Origin of the sequence: Pedobacter sp. ok626 (genome assembly GCF_900100435.1) — a bacterium.
Taxonomy (GTDB): Bacteria; Bacteroidota; Bacteroidia; order Sphingobacteriales; family Sphingobacteriaceae; genus Pedobacter.
On the sequence record NZ_FNEX01000006.1, the window covers coordinates 322,241 to 337,030 of the forward strand.

The 14,790-nt window shown below is 41.0% G+C and carries 8 protein-coding genes; all 8 read left to right on the forward strand.

Going from position 1 to position 14,790, the window contains the following annotated elements:
* Window positions 1–8 precede the first annotated feature (8 nt).
* A complete protein-coding gene (locus BLS35_RS11230; RefSeq protein WP_090780900.1) occupies window positions 9–2,264 on the forward strand; it encodes a GH92 family glycosyl hydrolase in 2,256 nt (751 codons plus the stop codon).
* A complete protein-coding gene (locus tag BLS35_RS11235; RefSeq protein ID WP_090780903.1) occupies window positions 2,254–3,480 on the forward strand; it encodes an MFS transporter in 1,227 nt (408 codons plus the stop codon). The genes BLS35_RS11230 and BLS35_RS11235 overlap by 11 nt, the downstream gene beginning before the upstream one ends.
* A 31-nt stretch (window positions 3,481–3,511) precedes the next feature.
* Window positions 3,512–5,014 (forward strand): L-fucose/L-arabinose isomerase family protein, encoded by a 1,503-nt coding sequence (locus BLS35_RS11240; RefSeq protein WP_090780905.1) that lies wholly within the window; start codon window positions 3,512–3,514, stop codon window positions 5,012–5,014.
* Window positions 5,014–7,557 (forward strand): hypothetical protein, encoded by a 2,544-nt coding sequence (locus BLS35_RS11245; RefSeq protein ID WP_090780907.1) that lies wholly within the window; start codon window positions 5,014–5,016, stop codon window positions 7,555–7,557. Before BLS35_RS11240 ends, BLS35_RS11245 begins: the two co-directional genes overlap by 1 nt.
* A 16-nt stretch (window positions 7,558–7,573) precedes the next feature.
* Window positions 7,574–8,281, forward strand: a complete 708-nt coding sequence (locus BLS35_RS11250; RefSeq protein ID WP_090780909.1) for an SGNH/GDSL hydrolase family protein — start codon at window positions 7,574–7,576, stop codon at window positions 8,279–8,281.
* A gap of 43 nt (window positions 8,282–8,324) precedes the next feature.
* The gene (locus BLS35_RS11255; RefSeq protein ID WP_090780911.1) at window positions 8,325–9,095 is read left to right on the forward strand and encodes a GntR family transcriptional regulator; all 771 of its coding nucleotides are present in this window, start codon (window positions 8,325–8,327) and stop codon (window positions 9,093–9,095) included.
* A gap of 85 nt (window positions 9,096–9,180) precedes the next feature.
* On the forward strand, window positions 9,181–12,465 hold the full coding sequence (locus BLS35_RS11260) for a SusC/RagA family TonB-linked outer membrane protein (protein WP_090780914.1): 3,285 nt from the start codon (window positions 9,181–9,183) through the stop codon (window positions 12,463–12,465).
* A 16-nt stretch (window positions 12,466–12,481) separates the two neighbouring features.
* The gene (locus tag BLS35_RS11265) at window positions 12,482–14,503 is read left to right on the forward strand and encodes a RagB/SusD family nutrient uptake outer membrane protein (RefSeq protein WP_090780916.1); all 2,022 of its coding nucleotides are present in this window, start codon (window positions 12,482–12,484) and stop codon (window positions 14,501–14,503) included.
* Window positions 14,504–14,790 lie beyond the last annotated feature (287 nt).

Sequence of the window (14,790 nt, forward strand, 5' to 3'; positions counted from 1 at the left end):
ATCATAAGATGATCATAACAAGAAATTCTTTACTCATTTTTATTTTACTTTTTAATTGTGCCCTGGCTCAGCAAAAAAATAAGGCAGTTGCTGAGGTTGATGCAGTAAATCCATTGATCGGAACCCCTGCTAAAGGTAAAGGAGGAACGATGCCCAGTGTTGGGCCTCCCTTCGCGATGACCAATTTTACCGCACAAACACGTGAGAATAAGATGAAGGCCATGCCATATGTTTATGAAGACACCACCATCCATGGTTTTATAGGAACGCATCAACCTACAGTTTGGATGGGCGATTACGGGTATGTTTCTGTGATGCCACAGGTTGGCCCGCTTGCTGTACTTCCAGAACAGCGTAAAATGAAATTTTCGCACAAGGAGGAAACCGCTAGAGCTTACTATTATGCGGTAAAAATGCACAATAAGCAAGGTGCGTTGATCAAGGCTGAAATGGCTGCCACAGAAAGATGTGGGATAATGAAGTTTACTTATCCCCTGGCCAAAGAAAGCCATTTAATTATACAGGGTATTAATGTAAATACGGTGGAAGACGACTTTCATAATAAATCCAATAAGCGGTCTAAACTCAAAGGATACATCTATATTGATACACTAAACCAGGAAATCAGTGGTTATAATCCTGATCGGACAGCTTATAATCTTGGTCCGGAACTCCCTAATTTTAAGGGGTACTTTGTTTTGAAATTTAATAAGTCTATCAAAAATTATGGAGTTTGGGCAGAGGACGCTATTCTTAAAAATAAGATCGAAGTCTACGGCAAAAGGATAGGCGCGTACATTAGTTTTCCTACTAAAAAGAATGAAGTCTTAACTGTGAAAATTGCTACTTCATTCATCAGCCTTGAACAGGCCAGAGAGAACTTAAGTAGGGAAATTCCGGATTGGAATTTTGATCATGTGGTAAAGACCACGCGTGACAAATGGCAGAAAAATCTAGAACGAATTAGAATTGACGGAGTTACGGCAGACCAACGCAGTGTTTTTTATACGGCAATGTATCATACCATGTTATTTCCCAGAGAATTTTCTGAGTATGGTAAATATTACAGTGCTTTTGATGATCAGGTACATAAAGGTGTTTCTTACAATGACTATTCCCTATGGGATACCTTCAGAGCGCTACATCCTTTGTTCATTTTTACCCAGCCTGAACGTGTAAATGACATGATCAGCTCGATGCTGCAAATGTACAAGGAGGGGGGATGGCTGCCGATGTGGCCTAACCCTGCCGAAACCAATATCATGATTGGTACACATGCTGATGCGGTAATTGCGGATGCCTATATAAAAGGTTTTAGAGGATATGATGTGAACCTGGCCTATGAGGCAATGAGAAAGAACGCCATGGTGCCGCCAGATCATGATACAAAAAGCTGGGGCTACGACCGACAAGAATGGAGCGGCTTTGAGGGGCGGACGGGCTTGAGTTATTATCATTCCCTCGGCTATGTGCCATCGGATAGGACTGCAGAATCTGTCTCTAGAACACTGGAGTATGCGCTGGATGATTATTGTATAGCCCAGGTCGCAAAAGGACTCCATAAAACTGAGGATTATAATAAATTGATGAAATGGTCAGAAAATTATAAAAATCTGTACAATGAAAAGACTGGCTTTATGGAGCCGAAAAAATACAATGGTAATTGGGGTGGGGATACAAAACTTAGCTTTACAGAAGGAAGTCCATGGACCTATCTTTTCTGTGTGATGCAGGATATTCCAGGAATGATCAGCATGATGGGAGGAAACGAGCAATTCGCCGCCAAACTGGACCAAAACTTTGAAGGTGGGCATTATGCACATAACAACGAGCCAGGGCATCATTATGCTTATCTGTATAATTATTGCGGACAGCCCTGGAAAACACAGGAACTGGTTAGAAAACATACCCGGGAAAACTATTTGAATCAGCCTCAAGGCATAAATGGTAATGATGACTGCGGACAAATGTCGGCTTGGTATATTTTTAGTGTAATGGGCTTTTATCCCGTAACTCCGGGGTCTGGTATTTATGCGCTTGGGGCTCCTCAGTTTCCCAGGCTGACGATGACTTTTAATATTGACAGCAGATTGCGTAAACTGGAAATTAAGGCAAATCACCTTTCCGAAGAAAATAAATACGTACAATCTGTTAGATTTAATGGAAAAGTATTAGCTACTCCTTTTATCAGTCATCAGGAACTTGCAGAGGGCGGGGAATTAGTGTTTACTATGACCAATAAACCACAACTTCATGAAAAATAATATCCGCTGGTTAATCTTAATAATGGTATTTGTCGCTACCGGTTTAAACTTCCTGGATAGGCAAGTGCTTTCCATTACGATCATAAAAATTCAGAAAGAATTTAACCTTGATGATGTTCAGTATGGGATGATCAATACCAGTTTTCTGATCAGCTATGCGCTTATGTTTACAATAGGTGGTAGGTTAACGGAACTGTTTGGTGGTAAAATAGGGCTTGGTTTTTCGGTCTTGATCTGGTCGGTAGCCAGTGCACTTCATGGAGTAATTGATAGCTTTTATCAATTACTGATCTTCAGGTTTCTGCTCGGGGTAGGCGAGGGTGGCTGCTTCCCGGCAGCAGCTAAAACTGTAAGTGAATTGTTTGAAAAGAAGGAACGCGCGTTTGCTAACGGTATAGCCATAGGCGGGTCAGCAATAGGTGCGGTGCTGGCCCCTCCGTTAACCATTCTCATCTCCAATTCTTTTGGTTGGCGATGGAGCTTCATCATACCAGGAGTAGTGGGTATCTTATGGGTAATCTGTTGGGTAATTATCCCATGGAAAAGTAGTAGAACGCCAGAAATTACTCCGGTTAAGAAAGAAAAGGCCATCTCCTTCCTGAAAATACTGAGTAATAAAACAGCGTTGGTGTTTTTACTGATCCGATTTTTACTTGACCCTGTTTTTTATTTCATCATGTTTTGGATTCCAAAATATCTCAACGAGCAACGAAATGTTTCCTTTGATGAGATTGGAAAGTTGTTATGGATTCCATTTTTAGCCCTCGGCATATCCAATATTTTAGGTGGTTGGATATCCGACAGGCTTACTAAAAATGGTATTTCGATTAACAGGGCACGTAAAATAGTGATGGGAATTGCAGCTACATTAACGCTTTCAGCTATTATGGTTCAAAGTGTATCTTCCGTTACACTTGCTATTACCTTAATGAGCTTATTGATGTTTGCGCATGGTTTCTGGATCACTAATTACATTACGGCTATATCGGATGTATTTGGTACCAATGGGACCTCAACTGTGGTGGGATTATCAGGCACAGCGGGAGCAATTTCGGGCTTACTGATCAATCCCCTGATCGGTTTGGTTGTACAACATTATTCCTACGATCCATTATGGATCATCTGTGGCCTGATGTACCCTCTGGCGTTTTTAATCCTTTTAAAATTTATACCCAAAATAAGTCCGCTTAAAGAAGAACTGGCGCTAAGCCATTAAAAACTAATAACAAGATATTAAACTTAAACCTATGAGTGAATTAAATGAAACCTTGCTTACGGAGCCGGATAAAAAGAACAAGCTACTTCCTGTAATTAAACGTCGTGTAGAGACCGTACCCAAAATCGGCGTTTTTGGAGTTGGTTATGTGAAATACTGGAGCCAGTTTGAGGGGCTTTATGAGCAGATCATGGCAAAACAGGAGGTGCTGATAGAAAAAGTGCAGAAGAATAAAGTAGAAGTGATTGACTTTGGTATGGTAGATGAGGTAAGTGGTGCTTATGAACTTTTGCCCAAACTAAAGGCGGCCAATTTAGATCTGATCTTTTGCGATATGCTTACCTATGCTACTTCAAGCACCTTTGGTGTGATCATTAAGAACATAGATGTGCCTGTGGTGCTGGTAGCTCTACAACCAGACAGCGCACTAGATTATAACAACGCTTCTACACATTTGCAGCTATATAATGATGATATATGTGCATTGCCGGAATTTGCAGGTGTAGCCGTAAGGATGGGGAAAAAGGTGCCGGATATGATTATCGGTACACTGCATAATGATCCGGAATCAGAACTAGAAATTGCTAAATATTGCAATATTGCAAGGGTATTACATGATTTGAAAACAGCGCGAATTGGTCACATAGGTCATCCTATAGAGGCTATGCTCGACATGCACTCAGATGCAACAATGCTTACTGCCCATTTTGGTTTGCACATTGTACAATGTGAAGCCAATGAAATTGTAAGTAAGTATGAAGAAACAGCTGTGGCCGACGTAGAACTGGAGAAAAAGCGGATACTTGACTTTTTTGATACACCCGATCCCGTATCGGATCCTATTTCGGAGAAATTAAAAGACGCAGACCTCGAGGTGGCCGCTCGTGTATCAGTAGCACTGGAGAAATTTGTGGAGACCAAAAAACTGGATGGACTGGCTTATTATTACGAAGGCGAGGATAACAGTACAACCAGACAGGTGATGACCAATTTAATTGTGGGTAATTCATTGCTAACTGGCGCGGGATTTCCGATGTGCGGAGAATCAGATCTTAAATGTTGCATTGCCATGTTCATCATGGACCGCTTGGGTATAGGAGGCAGCTTTGCCGAGTTCCATCCGGTAGATTTTAGTGAGAACTTTATTTTAGTTGGACACGATGGTCCACATAACATCACCATTGCACAAGGAAAACCAGTGTTACGCAGTTTAAAAAAGTATCATGGTAAACCCGGTTTTGGTGCTGGTGTTGAATTTAAAATTAAAGAAGGCCCAATTACCATGCTTTCCATTACGTCGACTTACGAAGGGAAGTTTAAATTTGTAATTGCTGAGGGAGAATCGGTTGAAGGACCTATTCCACCTACAGGAAATACAAATACAAGAGGCTTTTTTAAACCAGATGTACGTACCTTCCTTAAGAAATGGGTAAAAGAAGGACCTACTCATCATTTTGCATTGGGAGTTGGCCATCATGCCGAAACGATTAAGAAGATTGGAGAATATTTGAATATAGAAACAGTAATTGTTTAATGAATAGATTAGTCGGCTATTTTCTCCTTGCCATAACAGGCTCCCTTATGTATAGCTGTTACAGCATAAAACATAAGGGCTCGCCTATTCCTGCCAATACCCTAAAGGGCAAGTCGTTCCAAAATATTACGCTTGAAACATCCTTAAAGCCATTTAAGAAGAATGATAAGGCTTATATCAAAAGCGTGGCCAGGGAAATGTTCACACAATGGTCGTCTTTATTGAGGCATGCAGATACAGTCTGTATTATGCTCTGGACTTCCGACGGTTCCGAAATACTAAACTACAAGGGAAAACAAAATCAACCCTTAGAATGGGCTAAGTACATCGGTAATCCAAATACAAAACACGCGGTGGGTTCTGGTCCTAAGGAGCTCTCCTTACATGAGCGAGCTTATCTTTATATGGAGAACCCGCCCGACTTTACTTGTAATGACCTTAGATTAATCATTCACACGTTAAAAGAAGTGGGTGCTCAGGTAACAGGTAAGCCAATTAAGGTGGGGTCTACGTTTGATCCTGGGCCTGAATTTGCCCGCTCTGATTTTAAATACAAAAAACACCCTGAAATATTGCTTGGCAATGCGATGGGGACTAAATCTTTTGTCAATTGTTATTCAGTATTAAATGCAGACAAGGACTCCTACGCGGGCTTTCCTAAAGGTATTCCTGCAAATACGCCTTTCGGTAGATTTTTCGGTCGGCAGAGCTACCATTTTTTAAAAGATATGGGCTTTGATTATCTGTGGCTGAGCAATGGTTTTGGCTTCGGAATGGAAGCCTGGTCATCTAAAGGAGCAATATTTGACGGGAAAGAATTTGATGCGGGGAAACTGGCTGAGGTACAAGCTAAGAATCTGGAATTCTGGAAAATATTTCGCATGGAATGCCCTCGATTTCAAGTGCAGACCAGGGGGACAAATCTTTCAACGGGTACCGACCTGGCTAGGGACGGTGTAGACCTCAGGGGAATTTATAAGGGGGGCTTTAACCTGCTGCCGCCACCTAACTCTCCATGGGCAGCACTAGATGGCGATTTTGGTATGGAACTGGTCGGGTACATGTCGAGAATTTCCGAATTGCCAGATAATAGGTATTTGTTTCGATATTATACCCATGATCCCTGGTGGGTAAACAGTCCCTGGTTTGACAGGTATGGCGGTGAACCCCACGACATTTATATGCCCATGGCAGTTAGTCGGATTGATTCAAACGGTGGAGTAACTTTACCTACACAACTTAATTTCCTTTCCATAGATAACTCTTTCGGGAACATACCCGCACAGGTTCCTGATGAAGTGATTCCGCATATTCTTAAAGCGAGGTACGATGCACCAACTGTGGCAGGCCCATTTGTATGGGTATATCCATTTGATGAGTACCACGACTGGACTTATAAGCAAAAAGACAGGTTAAAGGAAGTGTATTTCGGGGATTGGTTTATTCGACAGGCTATTAACAACGGATTTCCCTTGAATACAGTGATTTCAACCAGATCCTTTAACCGTTTAATGAAAAGCAAACCAGGTTATTTTAAGGAGTCTGTGCTGCTTACAGTTGTTCCGGATGCAGGCTCTGTTTTGGAAAAGGAGTTGATTAGGTTTGTCGAAAATGGGGGTAAGGTAATGATATATGGTCCTGCGGATCATGCTAGCGAAAAGTTCCTGGACTTGCTTAATCTTAAAAATATTTCGCCACTAGAGGGTGAGTTTCAAATACAAACGGATTTGCAAGGCGATCAGCTAGAACAGCCATATCCGAAAAAAATGCTCCATCAAGCGCTGTTTTCCGCCGGTGGTATACGTACCCTGGTAAAAGATAAAAGTGAAAAAACGACACATGTGTTGATGACTGCAAAACAAGGGGAGGAGCAGAGAGCGGTTTTGTGGAGTAGAGCGAGACCCGAATGGAATGGCGGAAAGTTGGTTTATGTTCGTGGTACAAGTTCTAGCAGTGCTAAAAATGAAAAATTACTTACACCAGATAGCCCTTCTTTATGGGCCACAGGTCCTTTATATCTTCGATATGCCTTACAGGAGTTCGGTTATTATTTCCTGTTGGAAAAAGAAAGTCCAGCGATAAAAAGTCCAGTGCTTACGCTTTCAAGAAGCAATAATGGCTTTTACTTTTCTGGATATGTACCCGGTACAACGGCTAAACAGGTATTCAAATTTCCACAAGGTGCCCCTTTACTTACAGGCTTCGAAACGAAGCTAGAAAAAGGCTTTAGTACCTATAATTTACCAACCGCATGGCATAAAGAATGCCGGGTGTTTGTAGAACAAGAGGAAGGGATTGTATCTGTAAAGGAAACATATCCAGGAGATGCCACCGTAAGCAGGAGAATAGAGATCAAAGGATTGAAAAACGCTGTGATCAGGGTGTTCCCCGATGACGGCATCACGAAAGATAAATTAAAAGCTACCCCGGGTTCAGCTTATCCATGGCGGGGTGGGAAAATAGAGGTTCAGCAAGCTGAAGAAGAATTTGGAAACAGTTACCTGTTAAAGAATGTAACTGGAACACTGGTACTGGCCTGGTAAAATCTGAGAAAATCATATGAAAAAAATAAGTATATCCATATTAATACTGGTTTCGACAATTCAGATCTGTATCGCCCAGCTCGCTGATTCCTCAGCTTACCTTAGTGATATAAAAACTGAACTGAATAAGCAATGGCCGAAAAACAGAACCATTAACCTCGTCTTTCACGGACATTCGGTGCCTTCAGGTTATTGGTCTAATCATGAGGTACATACATTATCATCTTATCCTTACCTACTATTGCAACAATTGAAAGCATTGTATCCTTATGCAGTGATCAATGTGATTACCACTTCAATTGGTGGAGAAAATGCAATAAAGGGGGAGAGCCGCTTTACTCAGGATGTGCTGCCACATAAGCCAGATGTCCTGTTTATTGATTACGCACTGAATGACAGGGCTGCGGGACTTGAAAAAACAAAGGAAGCCTGGGAGAAAATGATTCAAAAAGCCCTGGAAGCACATGTTAAAGTAGTCCTGTTAACTCCCTCGCCCGATACAAGAGTTGATATTTTTGCGAAGGATAGCAAAAGCCTATCCGCACACGCCGATCAAATTAGGGCATTGGCCCAAAAATACCATGTAGGTTTGGCAGATCCGTTTAGCTTGTTTCAAGCCATACAAAAAAAAGGAAACCTGGCCGAATATATGTCGCAAGTAAACCACCCCAATCTGAAAGGCCATCAACTGATCAGCGGAGAACTGGTGAAATGGTTCAGGTAACACATACTAACGAAAAATCACTAATTTTAAGAAATTTTACCTTATGAAACCTAAGTTTATCACCATTAGTGAAGAGATTATTGAGAAAATTAAAGATGGAGAATTGCTACCCGGAGATAAGGTGCCTTCTGAAAATGAGTTGATCAATGATTATAAAATAAGTAATACTACAGCGAGAAAGTGTTTGCTGGAAATAGAGTCTAAAGGATATGCCAGGCGGATAAAGGGTAAGGGTACATTTGTGCTAAACCGAACTGTAGAACACCAGCTAGTACGTACATTAGGCTCTATCAATTCTACAAGACGTGGTTTTAATGAGGGCATAAAAGCGGAAGGATTCACACCCAAAAATATCATCATTGAAAAAACGATCTTAAATGAAGGAATCTCTTCCGAAATTGCAGGTAAGCACTACATTATTGACGGACCTGTGTTAAAGATTCGTCAGTTACGCTATGCAGACGATATTCTGATGAAAGACGAAACCAGGTATGTTTCATTGAAATTATGTCCGAGAATAGATAGACTTTCTACAGAGATTTCTTATTTCAAAACATACGAAGAGGAGTATAACCTAAAGATATCTGATATTAAACAAACACTGGGTGTAGATATTCTCGAAGCCTCATCTGCACAGAATAATTTTGAGGTAGACAAGCAAATCCCAGTTTTTATACTGGATAGTGCCGTGCTTTGCGATGCTGAAAAAGTCGTTGAAATTGAAAGATCTTTTTATCGAGGTGATAAATACAAATTCGCCATTGTAGCGAGCCCCGAGTACGATGTAAGTCCTACTTTTAATTTAAAAAAATAAGCGCCAGCTTATTTTTTTTTGCTTCACCCTTTTTTCTGCGAAACGACATCTATATATGTGAAGACAACCAAATATCTAATTTCGTATGAATCAAAAAAAATGTAGCTGGTATTCGCTTTCGCTTATTGTTCTTGCTTTGCTGACTAACCTACCTGTTCGGGCAAGTTTTATGCAACAGGAAATAATCAAAGGGAAAGTGACAGATGATAAAGGGGGCCCGATGCCTGGCGTAGGTGTTGTTGTAAAGGGTACCCAGAAAAGAACCCAGACTGATGGGAATGGAAATTTCTCTTTACAAATTGCAGATCGTAACGCCCTCATTCTTGTGTTTTCCTATGTTGGCTTTCAGACTCAAGAAGTATCTGTGACCACCCAGAGAGAATTAAAGATACAAATGAAAGCATCAACCAGTGTCCTGGATGAAATAGTAGTGGTAGGTTATGGAACCGTCACACGTAGGGATCTTACCGGAGCTGTTTCTTCTATCAGTGCAAATGATTTAAAGGATATTCCTATTTCTTCAGCGGCAGATGCGCTTGCTGGTCGCTTGGCCGGAGTACAGGTTACCTCATCAGAAGGTGCCCCAGGATCGGAAACCAATATTATTATCCGTGGAGGAGGGTCCATTACACAGGATAATGCGCCTTTATATGTTATTGATGGCATGCAGGTAGAAAGTGGTTTGACAGGGATTTCTCCTCAGGATATTGCATCTGTTGATGTTTTGAAAGATGCTGCAGCGACAGCCATTTATGGCGCAAGAGGAGCAAACGGAGTCATTGTTGTAACCACCAAAGGTGGAAAGGAGGGGAAAACCGTGGTTAGTGTGAACAGCTTTATGGGCATAAATAAGTTGTCGAATAAATTAGGGGTAATGAGCCCATATGATTTTGTAGAATACCAGTACGAGCGAAGCAGAGGAAATGTGAATGCAGAAACTAGCTTTGCCAGGAAATATGGATCTTATTTCGATACACTTGCGGTTTACAAAAATACCCCGGCGATAGATTGGGAACAGGAAATGTTTGGTAGAAATGCTTTAATGCAAACTCATAATTTTGGCATCTCAGGTGGCAGCAAGTCAACGACTTTTAACATAAGCCTTACCAAAAATATACAGGACGGTATTATGTTAAACTCTGATTTTGACCGGAATATAGCCAACTTGAAATTTGACCACGTTGCAAGCAATAAATTCAAAACTGGCGCTACCGTAAGGTTTATTTCGCAAGAGGTTATGGGAGCTGGTACCAGTGCCGCCGGACAAACACAAACCTCAAGACTAAGGCAGACTATCAAATACAAACCTTTTATCACCAATGTGAATCTTGGAATTGAAGACTTTGATCAGGCCTATTACAACGAAACAAATGCAGTAGGAAATGGTGTGTTTATCATTAATCCTATTGCATTGAATAAGGCAGAGTATAGAAGCAATGGAAGTAAGGGAATAAATCTTGCTGGCTATGTAAATTATAATTTTACAAGGTATTTATCTTTCCGAACAACTGCAGGTTATGATTACAGTAGTGCTCAGGTGGATTCATTTGACGATATTAATACTCCGGGATCTATATTTTATGGCTTAGGACTTCCAGTAGCAGGAGTAATCAATACACAGAAAAGCGTATTGAATGTTTCAAATGTGCTGAACTTCTCAAATTCGACATTCAATACTTTATTTAGCAGAAATAATGTCTTCACTTTTTTACTGGGACAGGAGATTTATGAGACAGATATTCGTCAGAACAATTCACAGTTAAATGGCTTTCCCTCAGGTATTACGGCTGATAAGGCGCTTGGTCAATTGAATTTAGGTACCATGCGTACCGGTTTTCCAACCTCTTTGATTTTAGAAAGTAAAATTTTGTCATTCTTTTCAAGAGCCACTTATTCCCACAAGGGTAAATATCTAGCTGCGTTTTCTCTTAGAACAGATGGCTCTACAAAATTTGCGCCTGATAAACGTTGGGGCTATTTTCCTGCAGCATCACTGGCCTGGAGAATCTCGCAGGAAAAATTCATGAAGCCGATTAATTTTATATCAGATATGAAACTCAGGCTGAGCTGGGGGCAGGCCGGGAATAATCGGATTGATGATTATCTTTATTTATCCGCATTTCAAACCAATTTATTCCCATATGGCCTGAATGAGGTGATGCAACCAGGTTATACCGTTACTAAACTGGCCAATCCTAATTTAAAATGGGAAAAAACAATTTCAAGAAACATAGGTCTGGATCTGGGAATATTAAAGAATAAACTGTTGTTTACTTTTAATGCTTACCAAAATGATGTTAAAGACCTGCTAATCCCGGTTCCAATTCCTTCAACTTCCGGTTATGCCGCCCAACTGCAAAATGTAGGTTCAACGAGAAATAAGGGAATTGAATTTCAACTGGATGCTGCTATTCTCAGTAAGAAAGATTTTACCTGGAAAACCAATTTTAACATCTCTTATAACGAGAACAAGATTCTTTCACTTTCTACCTATCAAAAAGAATATTTGCAAGGTTCGGGTTGGGGGATTTCCGGACAGCCTGATTACGCGGTTAGCGTTGGCCAGGCGGTGGGTGCCATGTATGGCTTTGTCACCGACGGTTATTACAAAACGGAGGATTTTAACTATGATCCGGCAACTAAAATCTATTCACTTAAAAGTGGTATCCCGGATGGTTTGGATGCTGCGGGGGTCTCTCAACCCGGCAGTATCAAATTTAAGGACATCAATGGCGATGGGGTTGTAAACCAGAATGACAGGAAGATCATAGGCAATGCCAATCCTAAACTTTCTGGGGGAATTAACCAACAGTTCAGGTATAAGCAATTTGATCTAAGCATATTCGCGAATTTTGTGATCGGAAATGACATTATGAATGCCAATAAGATTGAATTTACCAATGGATTTGTAACCGACAACAATATGCTGTCCATTATGAGTAACCGCTGGAAAACCATTGATAATCTTGGTAACCTTGTTCAAACAACAGCAACTGTTGGTGGAAAGCAGGTCGCTATAGGTGAAGCTCCTGAAATATTGAATGATATTAATAAAGGGGCTAATATCTGGCAACCTTTAAAGGGCACGGGAGCTTATACTTTACATTCCTGGGCTGTAGAAGATGGATCATTTTTACGCATCAATAACATTACTTTAGGTTATACTTTTTCACCGGGCTTACTGGCTAAAATAAAAGTAAAATCTTTAAGACTATACGGTACGGTAAATAATATTGCAGTCATTACGAATTATAGTGGATATGATCCTGAAGTGAATGCGATAAGAAATTCGCCGGTTACAAGAGGGGTAGATTACTCAGCTTATCCTAGAAGCAAAGCTTACATATTCGGACTTAACCTTACACTTTAATTAAATTCATAGCATTATGAAATTACAATACTACACCCGTTCAATTGTGCTTATGCTAATGGTTGCATCTGTATTGATTCTACCATCATGTAAACGCTACCTGGATATTGAACCACAATCATTTTTTGATGAAGCTTATACCTTCAGTACGGTAACTACGGCTACCAGTGCGGTAATGGGCGTTTATGGAAGACTTACAGGAGAATCTGCCTATGGCTCCCGATTATCCTTAATTTATCCAGTTGATGCGGATGATTTCCTTGCCTTCGGGAATACTTCATCAGGTGGTGGAGATAACGGAGCTAAAGCAATTGCCAGGTATAATGCAGCACCAGAAAATATTCAGTTGGAAAGACCATTTAACCAGCTTTTTAGCGGCATTGAAAGCGCTAATATCTGCATTAAGAACATTCCGAAAATGGACCTGTATACCAATGGTACGGCCGCTGACATCAGATCATTAAAGCGATTACACGGTGAAGTCCTGACTTTAAGAGCACAGTTTTATTTTGAACTCATCAGAGTTTGGGGAGATGTTCCAGCACAATTTGAACCTTCGGCAGATCAGACAGACCTATTTAAAACAAAGACAGATCGTGACAGTATCTATAACCGGATACTAGACGATCTTAAAATTGCAGAAGAGCTGGTCCCATGGAGGAAGGAATCGGGGATTGCTATAGATGAGCGGATCACTAAAGGAGCAGTAAAGGCTATCCGTGCGAAGATTGCACTATTTTGTGGAGGCTATTCGCTAAGAAGGAATTCAGGTATAATGGAACGGAGGGCCGATTACCTCGAATATTATAAAATAGCGAGGGACGAATGTAAGGACATCATTGATTCGAAACAACATGCGCTTAACCCAAGCTTTGAAGCTGTTTTTAAGGATAATATAGATGCACATAAAATAGAAACTAACGGAGAAGTAATTTTTGAAGTTGCACTGGCGGGAGGCCTGAACACAACAGATGGAAGGTTAGGTAATTCTGACGGGCCTAACGTTGGTGCCAATGCAGGCGGGGGCGGGGTAAGGGTTTTGCCAACTTACTATTACTCCTTTGATGTGCTGGACTCAAGAATGCCCGTAACCATCGCCGATTATACCATTAACCCAAGTAACAATAAACTTGGGGCGGTATTGCCGGCTGCGGCTTCTGGTAAATTCAGAAGAGACTGGATTTCGAATCCTGTAGTGGATTTGAAGTCTACAGCTTCTTATTATGGTGTAAACTGGCCGATAATCCGTTACACGGATGTATTACTCATGTTTGCTGAGGCAGATAATGAAATTAATTCAGGGCCAGGGACCGATGCCATTAGCGCTGTGAATAGCGTTCGTCAGAGAGCCTGGGCTAGGGGGATCAAAACTATAAATGTAGTGAATGGCGGGACCGGCTACACAGCTATCCCGGCGGTAACGATTACCGGGACAGGAACTGGGGCTGCTGCTGTGGCCAGTGTCTCTGGAGGGAAAGTTGTAAAAATCACCGTCATCAGCGCTGGTGACAATTATACAGCAGCTCCGGTTATTTCTTTTACTGGAGGAAATGGAACCTTAGCCACGGCTACCGCTACAATTTTGACAAATAAAGCTGAAGCGAATCTAACGCCACAACAGACCGCCGATAAGGATGCCTTCTTTAATGCGATCGTAAATGAAAGGTGGTTTGAATTCGGGGGAGAAGGGATTCGCAAGTATGATCTAATCAGATGGAACCTTTTGGATCAGAAAATCACAGAAACGAGAGCGAATCTTACCAAGATGCTGAATAAACAAGCCCCATATCAAAATCTGCCTCAGGTGAGGTTTTACAGAAACACTTCCCCAACACTAATCTGGCAAAACTCTATGTACGAGCCTGCTCCGGCTGCTGCGTTAACTGGTTATACTTCTGTAAGCTGGATCGCAGCCCTTTCCGCATTGTATGTTACGAATGTAGCGGAACTTTATCGCCCTAACCATGGTGAGCTTTTGCCTTTGCCGAGAGCAGTGATTGATGCCAATCCTAAGTTAAAGCAGGATTACGGTTATTAGTGTTTTTTGAGAAAGAATTCTAAGTGCATAATTTGATTGAAAAATTATGCACTTAGAAATAAAATTTGTATTATAGTATTGTAATTGTAACCGAATATAAACCCCGTAAACGATGTCGCTAGTCTAGTTTTTATAGAACTTAATACAGTATGTAGCAGGATCATACACCAAAATGTACGGTCTTTTTTAATGTTAAAATCAACTTAGTGCGTTAAGATTGTTTTAAAACGTTAAAGTTGCGTTCATATTGAATCTTTGAGTTGTAAAATCCGGCGGCAATGTTTACT

Excerpts from the sequence above, each read along its gene's own strand:
- BLS35_RS11230 (WP_090780900.1), top strand. The coding sequence starts at position 9 with ATGATCATAACAAGAAATTCTTTACTCATTTTTATTTTACTTTTTAAT.
- BLS35_RS11235 (WP_090780903.1), top strand. The coding sequence starts at position 2,254 with ATGAAAAATAATATCCGCTGGTTAATCTTAATAATGGTATTTGTCGCT.
- BLS35_RS11240 (WP_090780905.1), top strand. The coding sequence starts at position 3,512 with ATGAGTGAATTAAATGAAACCTTGCTTACGGAGCCGGATAAAAAGAAC.
- BLS35_RS11245 (WP_090780907.1), top strand. The coding sequence starts at position 5,014 with ATGAATAGATTAGTCGGCTATTTTCTCCTTGCCATAACAGGCTCCCTT.
- BLS35_RS11250 (WP_090780909.1), top strand. The coding sequence starts at position 7,574 with ATGAAAAAAATAAGTATATCCATATTAATACTGGTTTCGACAATTCAG.
- BLS35_RS11255 (WP_090780911.1), top strand. The coding sequence starts at position 8,325 with ATGAAACCTAAGTTTATCACCATTAGTGAAGAGATTATTGAGAAAATT.
- BLS35_RS11260 (WP_090780914.1), top strand. The coding sequence starts at position 9,181 with ATGAATCAAAAAAAATGTAGCTGGTATTCGCTTTCGCTTATTGTTCTT.
- BLS35_RS11265 (WP_090780916.1), top strand. The coding sequence starts at position 12,482 with ATGAAATTACAATACTACACCCGTTCAATTGTGCTTATGCTAATGGTT.